Here is a 22,449-nt window from a genome sequence, read left to right as displayed (position 1 = left end):
GACAAGGACTCTTATATTTGTAATACTGTAAGTACAATTCGTTAAAGGGGATTTGATTGATGAACGAATTTAAATATGGAATGCAAGACCTCAAAGAAAAGGTCTTTACTCAAAAGTATAGTAAATACGCTCCGCAAAAAGGAGTACATTTATATCACTTTCCTGGTTCACTTTATTCACAGATTGCTAGACAAGCATTAGCTGAAAAAAATGCTAAGTATGAGAGTCATTTTGTATTAATAAATAATGCCTACCAGCAGTATGATCCTAAGTTTGTAAGAATCTCACCATTTTGTGTTGTACCTATTCTTGTTATAGATGGCAAAGTGACAAATGATGCTTATAACATTACTAAATTCGCGGATAAGTATTTTTCAATACATGCCACACTATTTCCTGTAGATAAAGAGCTTCAAAAAGAGTTTGAATATTTACAAACATTAGTAGATAAAATTGATGCGGAAGCCTTAACTTATGGCGATGTTTCGGCTGCTAAAAGACCTTTTATGTTTCGATTTCTTTCTAAAAATGGCCATCAAAATAAGATTGAAATTTTAGAAAAAAAGATAAAGAAGCACTCAAATGATCCTTTTTTAAGGAGAGCTTTTGAAAATAAGCTAAAAGCTGTCTCAAAAATAAATAATATTGTTCATAATCCAAAGTTAATGGAGCAAACTTTACAAGATACAAAACAAGCTATAACTAAACTAAGCGAATATTTGCAAAACCATAATAATGAGTTTGCTTTAGGTAAAGACTTCTCTGCTATAGATATTTATTTAGGTGTATTTTTATGGCGATTAGATTTCTTAAATCTTGGAAAATATTTATGGGGAGATAATCAATTTATAAAAAGGTATACAGAAACTCTTTGGCAAAGAGATTCGTTTAAGGAAGCTATTATTAAACCGTGGAAACAAATGAAAAAAGATATTCTTATTCCAATGCTTATTTCAAAATTAAAATCTAAATTAGGCTTTAAATCATAGATAAACAAGTGATCACTTATGAAAAGCATTTCTTAAAAATTTTTTTAAAGAGGCATATAACTGTTTGACAATGCTAAATCTTATGATTATGCTAAAAGTATGAAATTTAGTTTCATATAGAATTATAAGCTAAGGCTTATAGACGTGTTGATTTGATAACTCAGCTTGCGGACACGAAAAACAATCTGCTAAAAGGGTGCTGGATGTTCATCCTCCATCTCTCAGATTTTTCCCAAGCTAAAGAGTCTTATAAGTAGGAGAAAACTATTATGAGTAAATATTCTTTAGAAACTTTAGCCGTACACCGTTCAATTCCAGAAAAGAGTGGTTCAGTACAAACACCTATACATCAAACATCTAGCTTTGTATTTGAAAGTACAGAGCATGCTGCGAAGCTTTTTGCACTAGAAGAATTTGGTAGTATATATTCACGCTTAACTAATCCAACTGTAGATGAGTATGCTTCAAGATTAGCTAATTTACATGGTGCAGCAGGTGGTTTTGCTTGTTCATCAGGACATGCGGCACAATTTTTAATATTACTAAATCTACTTCAAAGCGGTGATCATATCGTAGCTTCTAAATATCTATATGGTGGAACTACGACGCAACTAACACACACTTTCCCTAGACAGTTTGGTTGGCAGTCGACTTTAGTTGATATAAATAGACTTGATGAAGTTAGAGATGCTATCCAAGAAAATACAAAGGCACTTTATATCGAGTCGCAATCAAATCCATCAGGAGTTATTGCTGATATAAAAGCTCTTGCAGAAATTGCTCATGAGGCTGGTATTCCGCTAATTGTGGATAATACAGTTGCTACACCATATCTACTAAACCCATTAGAGCATGGCGCTGATATTGTTTCTTATTCACTAACCAAGTATCTAAGTGGTAATGGATCTATAGTTGGTGGTGCTGTGATTGATGGAGGTACTTTTGATTGGGCAGCTAGTGACAAATTTCCACTATTATCAAAGCCTGATGCTTCATATAATAATATTACTTTTGCTAAATCTTTTGGTAATCTTGCGTTTACTGTTAGAGGTATAGCTGTGGGCTTACGTGATATTGGTGCTACACTTAGTCCATACACAGCGTTTTTGGCAATTCAAGGTTTAGAAACTTTAGGTGCTAGGCTAGATAGACATGTTAAAAATGCTGAGATAGTTGCTAGGTTTTTAAATGCTCATCCAAAAGTTAAAAAAGTAAACTATGCAGGCTTAGTAAATTCTCCATATAATCTCTTAGCTAATAAATACTTTACTAAAGGCGTAGTAGGACTACTGACAATTGAGCTAGAAGGTGGTTTTGAAGCAGGTAAGAATCTTGTGGAACAAACAAAATTATTTACTCATTGTGCAAATATTGGTGATGCTAGAAGTTTGATAATCCATCCAGCATCGACAACTCATTCTCAATTAAGTGAAGAAGAGAAAATACAATCAGGTATTTATAATGGTTTAGTTAGATTATCTATAGGTCTAGAAGATCCTAATGATTTGATTGAGGATTTAAAACAAGCTTTAGAGTGTGCGGAGGTGAGTGATGAGGGAAAGAGTGAAAAAGTCATCTGAGTATTTTAAAGACTTGAAGATAAATTTTTCAAGTAAAATTAGCTTTAAGAAAAGTAGTATTAAGCATCTTCGTATAGCTGTTGTAAATCTAATGCCTACTGTAAAAGAGACAGAAGAGCAATGGAGAGAGGTGCTTTCACAGAATAACTCTATAGTTGTCGATTTGGTGTTTTTTCATTCTTTGATAAGGCCAAGCACGCGAGTAGATAAGAGTTATTTGAGTGAAAATTATGCTAATTGGCAAGATTATAATTTTGACGATCTAGATGGTATTATTATCACTGGCGCTCCTGTAGAGTTACTAGAGTTTAAAGATGTCGATTTCTATAAAGAAGTTTGTGAAATTATAGCAAAAAGTCTTGAGCATAATATATCACTAATGCTAGTTTGCTGGGCTGCCCAAGCAGGACTAAACTATTTATATGATATCCAAAAAGAATGTTTAGATCATAAGTTATTTGGGGTGTATGAGCATAAGCCTATTAAGCACGATCATCCATTGCTAAAAGGTGTAGAGGGTCAACTTAAGGCTTGTATATCAAGACAAACAACAATAAAAGATAACAATGTTTTAAAGTATACGGATGTTATTTTAGCATCGCCTATAGATGGGTTAGATTGCTTAGTTGATAAAACCCACAATATAACATACATGTTTAATCATTTAGAATACACACAAGGTACTTTAGAAGCTGAGTATCTAAGAGATAAAGCTATAACTGATGATATAGCAAAACCATATAATTATTATAATGATAATGGGAATATAGATTACTCTTGGAGAAATGATAGAGTAACTTTTTATTCTAATTGGTTGGATATTTTAAAGGAAAACAAAGAGTAAACATTATTATAGTTATTTTTTGAAAGTAGCAACAAAATAGATAGTTATTATTGCAGATTCTAGAATTGTCCTTATATATTCTCCACTTTCTGACCAAATAAGTTCATCTACATTTACATGGTTATGGGCAAAATAGTTTCTAAAGTGATAGTAAATCATTAAATGTTTTTCTATAGGACTATTTTCTATTAAACTTATAATATCTTTCTTTATTTCACTTTTATTTTCAGGCTTAAGTTTGTTGATATAGAAATTTATTTTCTGCTTTAGGATATTATCTTTTTTATCTAATTTTACTGATTCGTTTAAGTTATTAACTTTTTCTTGAATTTGACTAATATCATTATATTCTTCAATAATTCTTATTAATTTGTTTTTATAATCCTTATTATCATTTTTAATATTATTTATTTTTTGAGATAGTTCTGACCAGCTTGTATTAGTAGTAATAGCAACTTGCCCCCGATATTCTGAAAACCTACAGCTTCCTTTTTTAAATTGTTTTATGTTGTCAAATAACCCATCTTGATTTTTAGGAACCTTATCAATAATTAGTGACTCAATTTCTAAAACAAAATTTTTAATAAGTGATTTCATTACAAACTCATTAAATTTGTTGCTGTCATAAAATCTATCTATTTCAAGACGTGAAAATACTAAATTTTGGATTTTATCATTAGCTGTAAAAACTTCTATAAGCTCATCAGCTGAAATACTTTTCTCTAAACAAATATTTATTTTATCTAATATAGTTGGGCCATTATTAGGGTTGTTGTCAAAGTGGAAATGATTTTCTTTGATATACAAAGGCAAATTTATTTGGATTTCATGAAGTGGGGATTTATTGCTTCGACATTTCACTAATTTTTTGTGGTGTGTATAGATGTGTTGAAAATCGATTTTCTTGTCTGTTAGTAGATTCATACATTCTATTATATATGTTTCAAGGTTCCACATTAATTTATACTTTTCTAAATTCTTTAGCTCGCTATGGAATTTCCATAAGAAAACTAAGAAATTGAAAAGCTCTTCTTTATTAAGCTTTTTTACTAAGGGTCTTATGAACTTGTCAAAACTAACATTTAAAGTTTCAAGAAGTTCATCATAGTTATTAAATGTATTAATGAAATTTTTGGGATTATTTTTTATATAATTCTTATGTCTAATCTCTGCGATTTTTTCAAAAAATGATATATATTTTTCAAATTCACCTTTGATATAACAAGAGCTATACTTTTGAGCTGCTATGTAAAATAATAACCATTCAGGGTATAGTGTTTTTTCTTCTTTTAAATTATTAAGGTGATATTTTGTTTCTATATAACTACATAGCTCTTCTTTGCTATATCTATGAACTGGTAGAGGATTAATTAGCTTATTTTCTAAATTATAGCTAGAGAGCTCATCTTTTGAAATTTTCAGAGAGTTGTTCTTGCAAAGCTCTAGGAAATTTTTTTCATGGAAATAAATTCTTTGTCCTTTTGTGTTTGAGATTTTAAAATCTTTATTTAATTCTAGGCTAAATATAGTCATTACAATCCCCAAGCTTTAATAATATCTTTTTCAGAGATTTCCCTTTGATTGAGATTTTCAAAATAAATCATATATTGCTTTATAAGTTGGGCAATATACATATCTTCACCTGAGATATAGAAAATATTATTTTTATTACAGTATTCTAGTAGATGATTTTTCTTATTATCCTTTTCAGGCATAGCATGACAAAATACTATTTTTGCATTTTTAACTAAATCTATAAATTGAGTATTTTGCTCTAGATTAGCAGATGATGAAATAGGGGTTGCATCAACTACTAGATCGTAAGGCCCTTCAAAGTGGGGGATGTTATCTATACCAAGTTCTTTTCTCTTTTGAGCTACTTTCTCAGCATTTCTACCAATAATAGTTACTTTGATACCTAAATCTTGTAGCACTTTAAAAGCAACACCAGAGACGCCACCATTGCCATAAATCACAGCAGTTTTGATATCTTGTTTAGATTCTTTTATACCTTTAGCTAAAGCTGTTTGTAAGCCATAGCAATCAGTATTATAACCATAAAGTTTACCATCTTTATTAATAATAGTATTTACAGCTAAAGTCTGTTCGGCAAGAGGCTCAACATAATCTAAGAAAGGGATTACTTTTGATTTTAGACCATTATGAGCTGTAACAGTACCACCATTTATAAAAGGTGCTCTAATTGCATCAGTATAAGTCTTTGCTGAGATTTCTCCCTCAAATGTGAAATAACACAGATTTAGACCTAATTTTTGTATAGCGGTGTTATGCCTTGTTATCGAAGAATTACTACCTGATGTTGATAGTAAGAATTTAGTTTTAGTATTTATAGGAGTTTTAAAGATATCTAACATATATTTACCTATGATTTAACTATGGATAATCATTAATGAGTGAGACCTTAGGCTTGGAAGCTCGCCAACGCTAACCTTTTGTATGGTTTCTGTGCCAGCTTGTCTATAGTTAGCAACAATATGCCACTCTTTACTATCAGGTTTTGGTAAAAGATCATTTATATCATAATTATCAATAGCCGTTGCATTATAAATTATAACAATATCTTTCCAACTATCACCGTTAGCATAGTTTTTAAAATGAGAGATAATAACTCCTGATTTACTATCATGATGAGCGGTTGTTATGTTTAGGTTTTTATCAACAATTTCTCTATCATTTATACTAAATGCAGGATGCTCCTTACGTAGTTTTATAAGTCCTTTAACATAGTCAAAAAAGTCTTTGTAGTGAAGTTTATCAGACCAATGGAAAGCATTTATCTCATCGCCACTTTTATAGCTGTTATGATCGCCTTGTTTAGTTCTTAAAAACTCTACACCACCATGAAGAAATGGTATCCCTTGGGCAGTTAAGATTATTCCTAAGGCTAGGGCGTTTTGACGCACAAGAGTACTTTGGAAAATATCACTAGGTATATTCTTCCTATAGCAGTTTGTTGCGATATTATGATTTTGACTCTTTTCTATTTGATCCCATAGTGTATAGTTATCATGAGCATCAGCATAGTTGATAGATTCATTTGGTTTAGCAGTTAAGTTATGGATAGAGCCTCTTAAACCTTCAATAACGTTACCCATATTTTCAGGATTATGAGGGTTACCATTTATAAATCCATTGCCAGGATTATTATTACCACGAATAGCATCTCTAAATGAATCGTTAAAGATAGAGAAGTCTTGGTTTCGTTGAGTACCTCTATAAGTACCATTAGTCAAAGGTGAGTGATCAGCTTTCCATGGCTCACCGTAGATTATCACATTTGGATCGACTTGTTTTACTTTGGTTACTATATTTTTGATGGTATCTAAGTCAATCAACTCCATTAGATCAAAACGAACACCATTTATCTTATAGTTTTTAACCCAGTGAACAACAGAATCTTGGATAAATTTACTTATCATAGGACGCTCAGTTGCTAACTCGTTACCACAGCCTGAGCCGTTGGTGAAATTACCAAACTCATCAGTTCTAAAGTAGTATTTAGGTACAATCTTATCTAGATTTGATGTGTCAGTCATATGGTTATAAACCATATCCATGACGACACCTATACCTTTTTGATGGAATTTTAGAATCATTGTTCGAACACCCTTGATTCTTTGAGTTGGATCATAGGGGTCCAGAGAATAACTACCATCTGGGGCATTATAGTTTTTAGGGTCATATCCCCAGTTTCTATTGTCTTCTTCATTAATTCTCTTCTCATCAACAGAAGAAAAATCAAATATAGGCAATAGATGTACATGCGTAATACCAAGTTCAACTAAGCTATCTATTCCCGTTGAGACTTGTTTATTGCCATCATTATAAACTGAATTTTCCTCTACAGCTCCAAGGAATTTACCTCGAAGATTTTCATCTATGCCACTTTCAGGACTTATTGTGAAATCACGTAGATGTACTTCATAAAGAATAGCATCATCTTTACTAGCGATATTTTGTGATTGATCCTCAAGCCAGTTTTCTGGCATTAGATCAGGATTACCAAGATCTACCAAGAAACCGCTATCGCCATTTATACCCAAACCGCATGTGTAAGGGTCTACTGCATAAGTTATTTTTGTATAGATGTTTCCTCGAGGATCTAAGTCATCAAAATACAGTCTATACAAATAGTATTTATTTTCATAACTGTTACGATTGATTTCTATATGATGTGTTCCATATTCAGGTTCTGGTATTAATTCATATGAGAAATCAGCTTGTTCTTTGTTGTTAGCTAAATCTTTGTTATATAAAAGGACTTCAACTTTTTTAGCTGTGGGTGCCCATAGTCTTAGAGATATTGTATTTTGACTAAAAGTCACTCCCATATCATTTTTAGGGTAGTAAAATTTATCTAAGTAATTTCTCATTAATACTTTCGTTGGTAAAAAGGTATTATTTGCACGAATTTCAACTAAATCTGAGCCTTTTATGTCTTCAGGAAGGTTTGTGAATATTACCTGTTGTGACTTCTCTTTTACAATAATATCAACATCCTTAGCTTTATTAGAGTTTATCCATAACTCAAATATTGTCCCAACTAGAGGTCTATCTGAGAGGTGAACCTTGATTTTATCACTCTCATCCATCACAGCATATTCGATTCTAGGATTTGTTCTGTTTATAACATCAACTAACGATGTATAAATACAGGTATCACCATGGATAATGTAGTAGTTGTTATATTGTTCAGATATATCAAAAGAGTTTGTTTGTTCACTCCATTCATTATGCCAATTTATGCCCCATGTTTTTTTTCTTGCGATAACATTATCTTTATCACATAAAGCATAAAAACCAAAATCACTTTGACTAGATAGAAATACTATTTCAGTGGTTTGATCTTCACTATATGTCCATAAATCCCAGCTGAAATTTTCACCATGATATTGACGATCTTTTTTTATGAAATGTACTAGAGCGCCTTGGCGTTTTTCTCTGACAATCTCAAAACTCTTTTCAGCGGTGATCGATGGATCTTGTTTGCTAAAGCATTTGATATTTATTTGAGAGATTTCTTCACTAATATTCGGATCAACAAAAAGCTTATTATCCGTAATGTGTATTTGGGGATTTTTAGGGTAAACCTGCCAATCTACATCAACAATTTTGTAACGTTGGCTAACTGATTTTGTAACTGCAACTAAGTCAACTTTATAACCTAAAGCTATAAAATTTTCTGATGATTTGATTTCAAGCTTATTTGAACTAACGAGCCAGTTGAAACTTAGAGGAATAAAATCATTATCATTGATTGAGACCTTAAACTCATTACCATCTCGATCAACTAATATAAAAGAATACTGGTTTGTACCTGGTACAAGGTTATTTATAGAAAATATATCTTTATTTAGCCATAAGCTACCGTCATCATTATCTATAGTCCATGTTAGTTTTAGGTCTTCTTGCTTTTTCCAGTCGTTAAATTTCCCAACAACATAACCATGTAAGAACCCATTTGCTTGTATTCTAAATCTAATACTATTTGTTTCAAAATCTAGACTAATATCATGAGCAACATTTAGCAAACTAAAGTTTCCATGCTTGTCCTGAATCCATATGTTTTGATCTATTGTTTGCATATAATATAATTCTCTTTAAATTAAGATATACGTGTGATTATTTTTTTGAGGCTACCGGTTTTAGAACTAATGTAGCCATTGGAGGTATCTTGATGCTGACTCTTTGATCAAAGCCATGAGAAGCCTCTGGTTCTGTAAATATTTTATCTTCAATAACTTGCCCAGAGCCACCGAATTTAAGTTCATCTGAGTTAAATACTTCTTTATATGAACCTGCTTTTGGTACGCCAATGTGATAATCATAATACACTTCGGGAGTGAAGTTACATATAAAGACTAGATGATTACCAGCTTTGTCACTTCTGATAAAAGATAGGATACTTTGTTCAGAGTTGTTAGCATCTATCCATCTAAAGCCATGATGATCATAGTCACATTCCCATAGAGCTGTCTCGCTACGATAAAAATCATTTAATTCTTTAAAAAATTCTAACGTTTGCTTATGAGAGTCATACTCATCAACAACTTGCCACTGTAATTGTTCATATTCACGCCACTCAACAAATTGTCCAAATTCGCTACCCATAAATATAAGTTTCTTGCCAGGATGACCTATCATATATGTCATATATAAACGTAATCCAGCATATTTGTTCCATAAGTCTCCCCACATTTTATTGATCAGAGATTTCTTACCATGGACAACCTCATCATGAGATATTGATAAGATAAACTTCTCTGAGTAGTGGTAAACCATAGAGAAGGTAATTAAATTATGATGGTATTTACGATAAATAGGATCTAGAGCAATATAGCGTAGCGTATCATTCATCCACCCCATATTCCATTTAAAATCAAAGCCAAGACCACCGTCTGCTACAGGTGTTGAAATATCTGGCCAAGATGATGATTCTTCAGCGATCGTTAAAATACCTTTGCAAGTATGCTTAAGTACACTGTTTAGCTCTTTTAAGAAAGCTATTCCTTCTAAATTTTCATGGCCACCATAGATGTTTGGTTCCCATTGACCATCTTCACGATCATAATTTAAGTAAAGAATATTTGATACCGCATCAACTCGAATTCCATCTATATGAAACTCATTTAGCCAATACATCGCATTTGATATTAAAAAGCATTTGACTTCATTTCGACCTAGATCAAAGTTTTTTGTCCCCCAGCCTTTATTTTCTGCTTTGTTATAGTTTTGGTATTCATAACAAGGACTACCATCAAAATTGATCAAACCATGTATATCTTTACAGAAATGACCTGGAACCCAATCTAAAATTACACCGATGTCTTCACAATGAAGTTTATCTACAAGGCGTTTTAGACCCATAGGATCACCATGGCGACTATTCACAGAGTAAAAACCTGTTGGTTGATATCCCCAAGATGCATCTAAAGGATGTTCATGAAGAGGCATAAACTCAACGTGCGTATATCCCATTTCCTTAACATATTTAGGAAGAGTTTCTGCTATTTCATCATAGCTCATAAACTCACCATCTTTAGTTTTCCAAGATGCTAGGTGTAGTTCATAGGTATTTATTGGAGTTTCATAATGATTGGTCTTAGCTCGCTTTTCTAGCCATTTCTCATCGTGCCATTTATATTCTGTTTTTGTATTAATGATAGAGGCTGTATTAGGTCTTAATTCAGACAAAACAGCATATGGATCACTTTTGTGAACTTCTTGATTAGTATGTTTGCTTGTAACAACGAATTTGTACTTATCACCATTTTTTGCCTCTGGTATAAACACACTCCATAAGCCAGCTTCGCTTATTGGCTTCATGTAGTAATTATCATTGATACCCCAGTAACTAAAATCACCAATTACACAGATACTTTTTGCATTAGGAGCCCATGTTGTAAACCTAATTCCTGTTATACCATTTTCTTTAGCTTCATGCGCACCCATAAAACTATATGCATAGATGTGTTTGCCTTCGTGAAAATAATATTTATCTAGATCGCCTATGTTAGTTTCAGTATTGCATTGTTGTTTTAAATCTTTCATAAAAGCTCCCAAATCTAAATATAAAATTAATACATCCTTTATAAAAATAGGATTTACTAAAAAGTTTATAAACATCCTTGTTTTATACTAACAAATTATTGATAGCTATAGTATTAATAACTTTATTTCAGCTAAATAAATTATCCAAAAATTACAATAAAAAAATCTATAAATAATAAATTTATTAGTTATTCTAAATTATGAAAGATAGTGATAAGATGAATAATATACTAGTTTTATTTATGGAATGTTGGTTATGTATTAATCAATAAAAACATCAAGGATAAAATAAAGAAAATGGCAATTCAAACTGTATCAACAAAACCGTTTGCTAATCAAAAACCAGGAACATCTGGACTACGTAATAAAGTCAAAGCTTTTAAGCAACCTGGTTATCTAGAAAACTTCGTTCAATCAACTTTTAACTCTTTAGATAACATAGCTGGAAAAACCTTAGTGGTAGGTGGAGATGGTAGGTATTACAATAAAGTTGCAATACAAACTATTATCCGTATAGCTGCAGCTAATAAGTTTTCAAAAATAATAGTTGGTCATAACGGGATATTATCAACTCCTGCTGCTAGCTGTGTGATTAGAAAGTATAAAGCTTTTGGAGGCGTAATTTTATCTGCAAGTCATAATCCAGGAGGTCCAAATGGTGACTTCGGTATAAAGTATAATATTTCAAATGGCGGTCCAGCACCGGAAAAAATCACAGAAAAGATTTATCAAGAAACTCAAAGTATTGATAAGTACTATATAAGTGATGCTAGCCAAGATGCTATTGATTTAAGTAAAGTTGGTACATATGCAATAGAAAGTACAACTGTAGAAGTCATTGACTCAGTAGCAGATTATGCTGAATTAATGCAACAAATATTTGATTTTGACAAGATTCGTGAACTTTTTAAAAAAGGCTTTAAAGTTCGTTTTGATTCTATGAGTGCGGTTTCTGGCCCTTATGCAAAATATATTTTTGAAACAGTATTAAATGCTCCTGCAGGAACTGTCGTTAATGCAGAACCTTTAGAGGATTTTGGTGGTTTACATCCTGATCCTAATCCAGTAAATGCCGCAGATCTAGTAAAACACATGCGCGGTGGTGAATATGATTTTGGCGCAGCCTCTGATGGTGATGCAGATAGGAATATGATTGTTGGTAAAAAGATTGATGTAGCACCATCAGATAGCTTAGCTATTATGGCTGCTAATGCAAATTTTATTCCTGCATACTCGAAAGGTCTTAAAGGTGTTGCAAGATCTATGCCAACATCAGCAGCTGTCGATAGGGTGGCAGAGTCTTTAAATATTTCTTGTTATGAGACTCCTACAGGTTGGAAGTTTTTTGGTAATCTTCTCGATGCTAATGAAATTACCCTTTGTGGTGAAGAAAGCTATGGAACAGGTTCTGACCATATTCGTGAAAAAGATGGTGTTTGGGCTGTTTTATATTGGTTAAACTTAGTAGCAGCAACAAATAAGAGTATAGATGATTTAGTGGCTGAACATTGGCAAAAATTTGGCCGTAACTTTTATTCTAGACATGACTATGAAGCTATTGATAGTGAAATTGCTAATGAAATTATGACTTCATTAAGACAAAAAGTATCACAATTACAAGGGAGTAAACTTTGTGGTCAGATCGTAGAAAAGGCCGATGATTTTAGTTACAAAGATCCAATCGATGGTTCAGTTTCAAATCACCAAGGTATAAGAGTTATTTTAGAAGATGGCTCGCGTATTGTATTTAGACTATCTGGTACAGGAACGCAAGGAGCTACTTTAAGGGTATATTTAGAGAAATATGAAGCAGATGTTAATAATTTTGACATCCCAACACAACAGGCCCTAGCAGAGCTAGTAGATGCTGCAGAGAGTCTAACAAATATTAAATCTTTAACGGGAATGAAAGAACCAACTGTTATAACATAATTCTTAAGAAAAATATTAAACAAAGGAGTTAATAATATTATGAAAAATCCTGATACTTCACCAAATCATCAGTTGTATAAAAAAGCTATGGCGCTAGTTTTAGCAGGAGGCCGTGGCTCACGTTTATATAATCTTACGGATACTCGTGCAAAGCCTGCAGTTTATTTTGGTGGTAAGTTTAGAATTATAGATTTTGCTTTATCAAACTGTTTGAACTCTGGGATACGTAAGATAGGTGTTGTAACTCAATACAAGTCACACTCGTTGTTACGTCACTTACAGCGCGGATGGGGCTTTTTAAGAGGGGAGTTAAATGAGTTTATAGATTTGCTTCCAGCTCAGCAAAGAGTTAATGAAGAGCATTGGTATAGAGGTACCGCTGATGCAGTTTATCAGAATATTGATATTTTACGTTCATATTCTCCAGAGTACGTAGTTGTGCTAGCAGGTGATCATATTTATAAAATGGATTATTCAGTAATGCTACGTGATCATGTTAAAAGCGGCTATAAATGTACAGTAGGCTGTGTTGAAATCCCTAAAGAAGAAGCATTTGCATTTGGGATAATGGGTATTAATGAAGAGCGTGAAATTACAGGCTTTATTGAGAAGCCCCAAGAAAATGCACCAACGATTCCAGGTGATTCTGATAGATGTTTAGCGAGTATGGGGATCTATATATTTAATTCAGATTATTTATATGATCTACTTGAAGAAGATATTGCAAATGGTGCATCAAGTCATGATTTTGGTAAGGATATTATTCCAAGAGTAGTAAAAGAACAACAAGCTTTAGCCCATCCTTTTAGTATGTCATGTGTACCAAGAGGTGATGGTGTTGAACCATACTGGAGAGATGTTGGAACTATAGATGCTTTTTGGGAAGCAAACCTTGACTTAGCTGCAAATATTCCTGAGCTGAATCTTTATGATAAAGACTGGCCTGTTTGGACTGCTCAAGAGCAGTTACCTCCTGCAAAATTTGTTCCAGATCAAAAAGGCAATCATGGTATAATTACAAATACTTTGACTTCTGGTGGCTGTATTGTACTAGGCTCAGAGCTTTCGAAAACATTAATGTTTTCAAATGTTAGAGTATTATCATACTGTAAAATTGATCAGTCAGTAATTATGCCTGATGTAGTTATTGGCGAGAATTGTCGCTTGAAAAAGGTTATAATTGATAAGGGATGTAATATTCCTGCTGGTATGGTAATAGGTGAGAATCCTGAAGAAGATGCTAAAAACTTCTTTAGAACTGAAAAGGGTGTAGTATTGGTTACTAAACCTATGATTGATAAATTAAACAAAAAAAGCTAATTGAACTTATAAGAGAAAATCATGCGAGTTTTACATGTTTGTAGTGAATTATATCCATTACTAAAAACAGGGGGGCTTGCAGATGTAACAGCTGCATTGCCTCCAGCATTGTCAGAGTTAGGAGTTGATAGTCGGGTATTAGTTCCTGGCTTTCCTGCTTTTATGGACAGTGTTGAAGAAAAAGAGTTGTTAATAGAATTATCAACAAATTTTGATGATCAAGTATCTATATTTTTAGCAAGAATTCCTAACACAAAAATCAAAATATATGTAATTGATGTACCTGCTTTATACAATCGTCCAGGAAATCCTTATGCAGATAAGGATAATAAAGAGTATGCAGATAACTATAAAAGGTTTGCTTTATTAGGATGGGTTGCTGCCGAGTTAGTAAAAGGTCTTGATTGTCAATGGATTCCTAATATCGTACATGGACATGATTGGCATTCAGGACTAGTTCCTGCTTATATAAAAGCAGCTGAAATTACAACAGGCATAAAAAGCGTTAAGTCTGTATTCACTATACATAATTTAGCATATCAAGGGCTTTTTCCTATGGATATTTTTCCAGAGTTAGGGTTGCCTAAAGATTTCTTAGATATGGATGGCATGGAGTTTTATGGTCAAATATCTTTCTTGAAGGCAGGTTTGAGTTTTGCTGATAAGATAACTACTGTTAGCCCTACATATGCAAAAGAAATTCAATCACATGAGCAAGGCTGTGGTTTAGATGGATTACTTTCTAAGAGGAAAAATGATTTATATGGTATCTTAAATGGGGTTGATCCAAATGTGTGGAATCCTCGAATAGACCCTGTTATAAAAAATAAATACTCGAAAGAGTCTGTTGCTATAAGTAAAGCTAAAAATAAATCATTCTTACAGAGAGATAAAGGACTTAAAGTACAAAATACAGCACCTTTATTTGGTTTAGTGAGTCGTTTAACTGAACAAAAAGGGTTACATCTTGTTATTGCTGGTTTAGAAGAGATCATATCTAAAGGTGGTCAACTTGTTTTATTAGGAAGTGGCGATCGAATTTTAGAAGATGAGTTTAAGGCAATAGCAGAGAAATATCCTGATTCTGTATCTGTATATATAGGTTATGATGAAAAATATGCTCATGAAATTGTTGCAGCTTGTGATGTTATCTTGGTACCATCTCGTTTTGAACCGTGTGGTTTGACACAGCTTTATGGATTAGTTTATGGAACTTTGCCTCTTGTTCATAAGGTCGGAGGCTTGGCAGATACTGTGACAGATACATCATTAGAGAACTTAGCAGATAATACAGCAACAGGATTTGTATTTGAGAAGTTTACTATAGATGATTACAAGAGAGCTATTCGTAGAGCTTTTGCATTATACGATCGTAAAGTTGATTGGAGAAAGGTCAGAAAAACAGCTATGCAACAGGATGTAAGTTGGAGTGCTTCGGCAAATAAATTGCATAGTATTTATCAACAGCTAATTCAAGAAATAGATTAAAAAAATCTCATATATCTTGTATAGAAAATGTTTTAATGACATTATATTGCCTAATTACATCAATATTTTTTAAATGAAGTAAATTTCTTATTAAAGGTTTTATTAAAATGAATGAAAAAAATCCCATTGAATTATATCTTGAAAAAACATTAGATTGCAAGGTAAGTCTAGCAAATGATCAAGACTTATACTACGCGCTATTAACTTATGCAAAAGAACAAACACAAAAGCTTCCTGAGCAAGATTATAAAAAGAAGATTTACTATATCTCTAGTGAATTTTTGATTGGTAAAATGCTAATTAGTAATCTAATTAATCTAGGTGTTTATGATGATATTTGTCAGATACTCAAAGATAATGGTAAAGATATCGTACAAATAGAGGAATTTGAGCCAGAACCATCATTAGGTAATGGAGGTTTAGGAAGATTAGCAGCTTGTTTCTTAGATTCTATAGCATCTTTAGGTATTCCTGGGACAGGTATTAGCTTGAATTATCACTATGGTTTATTTAAACAGAAATTTAAAAACAACAGCCAAAATGAAAAACCAAATCCATGGATAGAAAAGTTAGGATGGTTAAATAAAACGGATGTTAGCTATAAAGTAGACTTTAATGATTTTAGTGTTAAGTCTCAGTTATGTGAGATTGATGTTGTTGGTTATAAAAATAACTTTGTAAATAAGTTATGCTTATTTGATATAACTAGTGTTGATCCTGATGTGATAGAAGATGATATCACATTTGATAAAACTGCTATTGAAAAGAATCTGACATTATTCTTATATCCAGATGATAGTGATGAGGATGGACATCTTTTAAGAATTTTCCAACAATACTTTATGGTTAGTAATGCTGTGAGTTTAATCTTCTCAGATATTATTAAAAATGGCCACTCATTAGAAAGTTTACCTGAGCATGCTGTTGTACAGATTAATGATACTCATCCAACTTTAGTTATCCCTGAACTAATTCGTCAGTTAGTTGCAAATGGTATTGATATAGATAGAGCTATAGAGCTTGTTAGTAAGACTACTGCTTATACAAACCATACTATTTTAGCTGAAGCTTTAGAAAAATGGCCTTTAAGATATTTAGAAAAAGTGTTATCTAAAGAGATGGTTGGAATTATTAAATATTTAGATAGAAAAGTTAAGGAGCAATATAAAGATCATGAGCTTGCAATAATTGATGAAAACAATCGTGTCCATATGGCTCATATTTGTATTCATTATAGCTTTAGTGTAAATGGTGTTGCGGCACTTCATACTGATATTTTAAAGAATTCAGAATTAAAACATTTTAATGATATATATCCAAATAAATTTAATAATAAGACTAATGGTATTACATTTAGACGTTGGTTATTACAAGCAAATCCAGAGTTAGCATCTTATCTAAAGAGTTTAGTAGGTGATAGTTTCATTCAAGATTCTAAGCAGTTAGAGAAGTTATTGGCATATCATAATGATAAAAATGTATTAGCTAAACTTGATGAGATCAAAAAAACTAAAAAAGAACAGTTTATAGAGTTTGCAAGTTATTACTCAGGTGTTGATCTTTTAAAAGATGGTATTTTTGATGTCCAAATCAAACGTATTCATGAGTATAAGCGTCAGCAGATGAATGCTTTGTATATTATTCACAAATACCTTGAGATCAAGTCAGGTCTATATCCAAAACCTAAGCGTCCAATTAACTTTATTTTTGGTGGTAAGGCTGCTCCTGCTTATACGGTTGCTAAGCACATTATTCATTTGATTCTATGTTTACAAGAGTTAATTAATAATGATGAGGAAGTTAATCAACATATTCGTGTACTTTTTGTTGAGAACTATAATGTAAGCGTTGCTGAGAAATTAATTCCGGCTACAGATGTGTCTGAGCAAATATCTTTGGCTTCTAAAGAGGCTAGTGGTACAGGGAATATGAAATTTATGCTAAATGGAGCTATTACTCTTGGCACTATGGATGGTGCTAATGTTGAGATAGCTGAGTTAGTAGGAAGTGCTAATATTTATACATTTGGTAAAGATAGTGATACGATTATTGATTTGTATAAAACTAGTGGTTATAAATCGATTGATTATTATCATAATCCAGTTATTAAAAATGTTGTTGATTTTATAATTTCTCCAACACTACTATCAATTGGTGATAAAGATAAGCTAATTCCTTTATTTAACGAATTGATAAGTAAAGACTGGTTTATGACTTTGATAGATTTGGTTGAGTATATCAAAGTTAAAGATCAAGTATTTAGAGATTATGAAGATCGTGAGCATTGGTTAAGAATGAGCTTAGTAAATACAGCTAAATCTGGCTTCTTTAGTTCTGATAGAACTATTAGCCAATATAATAAGCATATTTGGAAGATATAGTAATTATATTTTGATAAATGACTGTCATACTACGGCTTGACCGTAGTATCCATCCTTATTGACTGAATTATCAATGGATTCTATGGTCGATGCCATAGAATGACAATTTATACTGGAGCTTTTGTGGAAAAAACTGGAGTTTTATTAGCGATATCAAGTCTTCCTAGTCAGTTCGGAATAGGTGATTTAGGTAAAAATGCTTATAGATTTATCGATATCTTAAAACAAGCAAATATAAAGATATGGCAGGTGTTACCACTTACACCGTTAGGCTATGGAAATTCACCGTATCAGTCTAGCTCATCTTTTGCAGGAGATGAAATATATATAGCTATTGATAACTTAGTTGAGATAGGTTTACTAGATGAATCTGATATTAAATATTATAATGCTGATTCAGATAAAGTTGACTATGAAGTTGTTCGACTACATAAAAATAAACTACTACAAAAAGCTTTTGAGAACTTCAAAGTATCTAGTGATAAAAGTATTAAATTAGAATATCAAAAGTTTATTGATGAAAATAGTTGGGCATTAAACTATGCTATTTTTAAAGCTTTCAGAAAAGCTAATAATAATCAAGCTTGGAATCTTTGGCCACAAGAGTATAAAAATTGGATCAAGGATAAGTCTATAAAGCTTGAAGAATATCAGTCAGATATTGATTATGAACTATTTTTACAATATGTATTTTATAAGCAATGGTTTAAGCTAAAAGAATACGCCAATCAAAATTCTATACAAGTCATGGGAGATTTACCTATTTATTTAGGTTTTGACTCTGCAGATGTATGGGAACATCAAAATGTATTTTTATTAGATAAAGACCAAAATCCAACATTTGTAGCAGGAGTTCCACCAGATTTCTTTTCAGAGACAGGGCAATTATGGGGAAATCCATTATATGACTGGGATAGATTAGAAGAGACTGGCTTTGAATTTTGGATAGAGCGCTTAAAAGGTAATTTTAAGCTATTTGATATTGTTAGGATTGATCATTTTAGAGCCTTTGATACATATTGGAAGATTCCAGCAGGTGCTGAGACAGCTATCAATGGTGAATGGATAGAAGCTCCAGGATATAAGTTTTTTGATACTGTTTTTGAGAAATTACCTAATGCAAATATTATTGCTGAAGATCTTGGAGATTTACGTCCTGAAGTATTAGAGCTACGCGATCATTATAATTTAAAAGGGATGAAGGTTTTTCCTTTTCACTTTGATCTGAAGACTGGTAGTTTTATTGAAGATGCAAATATTGTTGCTTACTCAGGAACTCATGATAATAATACGCTAAAAGGTTGGTATTTTGATGAGCTAAATAGATACCAAAGAAAACTTTTAAAACGTTACTTTAGAGCTAATGATAGAAATATTTTTAGAAAAATTATTAAGTATCTACTTAACTGTGATGCTGAATATGTCATTCTATCAGTACAAGATATTTTAGAATTAGGTAGTGAGGCTAGACTAAATACTCCTGGTACTGTGGGTGAACCTAATTGGGAGTGGAAGCTGGTTGATTTTGATGAGGTGAATCAATTTATATAGGAGTTTGGGTTAGAGTTTTAATCCCGTAGTATATGTGTTTATAATAGATATATTAAGAGTTGTTAAGTGCTTACTGAAAGTATGGTAGAAGAAAAAAAGATTAATGATGTAGTTTTCAATTTCATTGAAAATATGGATGCTCTTAATGAAAGTGCTCCTTTAGTCTTATCTGTCGTTGCCACAATGGCAGCTAAGCTTACTAATGCTCACGGTGATTACTTAGAGAAATATGGTGAAATTACCAAGCAAGATGAAGAAAAAAAGGTCTACTCTGTACCCGTTGAACGACAAGGAAGAGTTAGGTGGCTTAGAGAAAAGTCGAGTAGTTTAAGAACATCAATTGATTTAATTCCTCGTAATTTTTTAGTTTCTTATGTTAGCGAGTTTGATTGCTTCTTAGGTTCTTTGTTAAGAGTTTTATATACGAATAAACCAGAGTTGCTTAATGATAGTTCTAGGCAAATTACCTACGTAGATTTGTTAGCTTTCGAATCGCTAGAAGATGTAAAAGAGCATGTATTAGAAAAAGAGATCGAATCAGTTTTAAGGAAGAGCCATTCAGAACATTTTGCAATCCTTGAAAATAAGTTTAATTTAAAGTTACGAAAAGACTTGGATATTTGGAGTGACTTCATTGAGATTACAGAAAGACGTAACCTTTTTGTTCATGCAAACGGTATTGTTTCAAGTCAATACATAAAGGTTTGTAGTCAGCATGGTTGTGATCTTAATGATATTTCTGTTGGTGATCGATTAACAGTAACTAGTGAATATCTATCACATGCTTATAAAGTAATTTATGAGATCTCAGTAAAGCTTGCACACGTTCTTTGGAGGAAGCTGTTCCCTGATGAGAGAGAAGAGGCTGACAATAGTTTAAATAATGTTGGCTTTAATCTAATCTTGAAAAGTAAACATGAACTTGCAGCTGATTTGTTAGAGTTTTCTATATCGTTACCAAAGCATCATAATGAAACTATTAAAAGAATGATGGTTATTAATTTAGCTCAAGCATACTTGAGGTTAGATAAAAAGGATAAATGCCAAGGTGTCTTGAAACGGTTGGATTGGAGTGCTACTGGTTACGTATTCAAATTAGCTGTAGCTGTATTGAATGAAGAAAATGAATCTGCAGCTAAACTTTTGAAAACAGTTGTAGCTGCAGAGGATTTAACAGAAGAAGAAATTGTTGAGTGGCCTTTATTTGAAGAGTTCAGAAAAACAGAACCATTTCTAAATGTATTTAAAGAGCTATTTAATAAAGATTATGCTGAGCAAGAAGAGTTAGTTAAAGAAGAGTTTAAAAACCATATGGATAGCGTATTTTCTATTAAACAAGAAAATGTGGAAGAAACAAATGATGATGACAGGGTAGAGATAGAAACAATAGAATCTACTGCTAAAGAGGTAGAGCAGACTCTTGAAGATAGAAGTACGTAGGCGGAAATCTCTAAAATATCCCAAAGATCCCCGTGTCAAGCACGAGGATGACGGTGATTTTACTTATAAGATTGGAGTATAATTTAAATCAAAAATCTTTTATAGATAATTAAATAGACTTATATTAAAGATCTTCAGTTTCTGTGTAGTAATAAATAGGCAGATCAATATTATACCTTAATACTTCAGCACCAAAAATTTGGTTAAATATAGGTACAGACTGAAGGTTGCCACTCATAGAAACTATATATCTAGTAAATATTTCTTCAGGCATAAAGAATGATAGGTTTGTTAGGCTATTATCTTGTTTATCATCAACAATATCTTTTAGTTTATTTTGCCATTCTGCAAAAGCTGTCTTATAGTCACCTTTTGCTTTATACAACTCTCCTGCAAGTATATATGCTTCACATAGTGCAAATATAGAGCCTTGTCCTGCTAATAATGAAGGGGCACTTGAGGCATCTCCTGTTAATGCAACTCTGCCCTTATGCCAGCTATCCATTTTTACTTGGCCAACATTACCAAGAAATATTTCATCAACATTTTCAAGATTCTCTAATATTTTATGAACTTTACCACCAAATCCTTTAAAAATAGATTTTAATAAGTCTTTTTTATCTTGTAATGTCTTAGGATGGTTATCAACCAAGTCTTTATCAAATACAAACGTACACACACTAGTTTCTTTATCATTAAAAGAGATTAAAGAAGCTTGCTTATCTCTATCTAAAAAAAGTTCGTAAGAGTCTTCATCAGTGTGTACACTGGCATCATGATTATAAAATGAAGCAATATAAGTATTTATGTCAATTTCTTGATATTCTTCTTTTTTAAATGCTAATGAGCGAATATGAGAGTGAAAACCGTCAGCTCCTATGATTAGATCAAAGCATTCCTTTTTACCATCAGAGCGTTCTATGATAATACCATTATTATCTTCTTCAAAACTAGATATATAAGTGTCAAAAACTACATTAGTTTTTTCAAGATTTTTGTAGAGTATAGATAAAAGATCAAATCTTTTTATGCTAATAAACTTACCGTAGTTTTTTCTTATTATTGATGAGACTTCGACTGTATTAGAGTTTTTGCCTGTATGATTATAACACTTTAAATGCTTTAAGTTGATGACTTTATTTTTGATGTCATCTAGTAGTTCCATCCTTTTTAATACCTCGTATCCTGAACCCCAGCAGTTAATGAGATATCCTTCAGGAGGTAGCTTTTGTTTTTTCTCAAATACAACTACTTCAAAACCATATTTTCTAAGCCACCAAGCTAAAGATAAACCAGCAACCCCCGCACCATTAATTGCTATTCTCATTAACTATATATTTATATATTTTAAA

Annotated in this window: 14 protein-coding genes and 1 riboswitch; of the genes, 9 read left to right on the top strand and 5 right to left on the bottom strand. The window is 32.1% G+C overall.

The features are described from left to right. The first annotated feature begins 59 nt into the window (after positions 1-59). From FIP56_RS08250 to FIP56_RS08240, 3 genes are all read left to right on the top strand, one after another. A complete protein-coding gene (locus FIP56_RS08250) occupies positions 60-989 on the top strand; it encodes a glutathione S-transferase family protein (RefSeq protein ID WP_192578449.1) in 930 nt (309 codons plus the stop codon). Positions 990-1,123: 134 nt separating this feature from the next. Next, positions 1,124-1,202: riboswitch (SAM riboswitch) on the top strand. Between the two features lie 56 nt (positions 1,203-1,258). Further along, on the top strand, positions 1,259-2,569 hold the full coding sequence (locus FIP56_RS08245) for an O-acetylhomoserine aminocarboxypropyltransferase/cysteine synthase family protein (protein WP_192578448.1): 1,311 nt from the start codon (positions 1,259-1,261) through the stop codon (positions 2,567-2,569). After that, positions 2,553-3,413 (top strand): homoserine O-succinyltransferase, encoded by an 861-nt coding sequence (locus tag FIP56_RS08240; protein WP_245323067.1) that lies wholly within the window; start codon positions 2,553-2,555, stop codon positions 3,411-3,413. The genes FIP56_RS08245 and FIP56_RS08240 overlap by 17 nt, the downstream gene beginning before the upstream one ends. 12 nt (positions 3,414-3,425) lie before the next feature. Here FIP56_RS08240 and FIP56_RS08235 read toward each other — a convergent pair whose 3' ends face one another. The 4 genes from FIP56_RS08235 to glgB are packed head-to-tail and all read right to left on the bottom strand — an operon-like array spanning position 3,426 to position 10,985. Then, positions 3,426-4,946, bottom strand: coding sequence for a hypothetical protein (locus FIP56_RS08235; protein WP_192578446.1), 1,521 nt, complete (start codon positions 4,944-4,946; stop codon positions 3,426-3,428). Next, positions 4,946-5,788, bottom strand: a complete 843-nt coding sequence (locus tag FIP56_RS08230) for a shikimate dehydrogenase (protein WP_192578445.1) — start codon at positions 5,786-5,788, stop codon at positions 4,946-4,948. Before FIP56_RS08230 ends, FIP56_RS08235 begins: the two co-directional genes overlap by 1 nt. A gap of 15 nt (positions 5,789-5,803) precedes the next feature. Next, a complete protein-coding gene (gene pulA / locus FIP56_RS08225) occupies positions 5,804-9,019 on the bottom strand; it encodes a type I pullulanase (RefSeq protein WP_192578444.1) in 3,216 nt (1,071 codons plus the stop codon). 37 nt (positions 9,020-9,056) lie between these two features. Beyond that, positions 9,057-10,985, bottom strand: coding sequence for a 1,4-alpha-glucan branching protein GlgB (gene glgB / locus FIP56_RS08220; RefSeq protein ID WP_192578443.1), 1,929 nt, complete (start codon positions 10,983-10,985; stop codon positions 9,057-9,059). Between the two features lie 297 nt (positions 10,986-11,282). Between glgB and FIP56_RS08215 the strand changes: the two genes are divergently transcribed. From FIP56_RS08215 to FIP56_RS08190, 6 genes are all read left to right on the top strand, one after another. After that, positions 11,283-12,917, top strand: a complete 1,635-nt coding sequence (locus FIP56_RS08215; protein WP_192578442.1) for an alpha-D-glucose phosphate-specific phosphoglucomutase — start codon at positions 11,283-11,285, stop codon at positions 12,915-12,917. A 39-nt stretch (positions 12,918-12,956) separates the two neighbouring features. After that, positions 12,957-14,237: a glucose-1-phosphate adenylyltransferase gene (gene glgC / locus FIP56_RS08210; RefSeq protein ID WP_192578441.1), complete on the top strand. Its 1,281-nt coding sequence runs from the start codon at positions 12,957-12,959 to the stop codon at positions 14,235-14,237. Between the two features lie 21 nt (positions 14,238-14,258). Beyond that, the gene (glgA, locus tag FIP56_RS08205; protein WP_192578440.1) at positions 14,259-15,725 is read left to right on the top strand and encodes a glycogen synthase GlgA; all 1,467 of its coding nucleotides are present in this window, start codon (positions 14,259-14,261) and stop codon (positions 15,723-15,725) included. A gap of 107 nt (positions 15,726-15,832) precedes the next feature. Beyond that, a complete protein-coding gene (gene glgP, locus FIP56_RS08200; RefSeq protein WP_192578439.1) occupies positions 15,833-18,106 on the top strand; it encodes a glycogen/starch/alpha-glucan family phosphorylase in 2,274 nt (757 codons plus the stop codon). Positions 18,107-18,229: 123 nt separating this feature from the next. After that, positions 18,230-19,657, top strand: coding sequence for a 4-alpha-glucanotransferase (malQ, locus tag FIP56_RS08195; RefSeq protein ID WP_192578875.1), 1,428 nt, complete (start codon positions 18,230-18,232; stop codon positions 19,655-19,657). An 81-nt stretch (positions 19,658-19,738) separates the two neighbouring features. After that, entirely contained in the window at positions 19,739-21,097 is a 1,359-nt protein-coding gene (locus FIP56_RS08190) for a hypothetical protein (protein ID WP_192578438.1), read from the top strand. A gap of 124 nt (positions 21,098-21,221) precedes the next feature. Here FIP56_RS08190 and FIP56_RS08185 read toward each other — a convergent pair whose 3' ends face one another. Beyond that, complete coding sequence (locus FIP56_RS08185; protein WP_192578437.1) at positions 21,222-22,424, bottom strand: FAD-dependent monooxygenase; 1,203 nt, start codon at positions 22,422-22,424, stop codon at positions 21,222-21,224. Positions 22,425-22,449 lie beyond the last annotated feature (25 nt).

The organism is Francisella sp. LA112445 (assembly GCF_012224145.1).
Lineage (GTDB): Bacteria > Pseudomonadota > Gammaproteobacteria > Francisellales > Francisellaceae > Francisella.
This window is presented reverse-complemented; position numbering and strand designations above follow the sequence as displayed.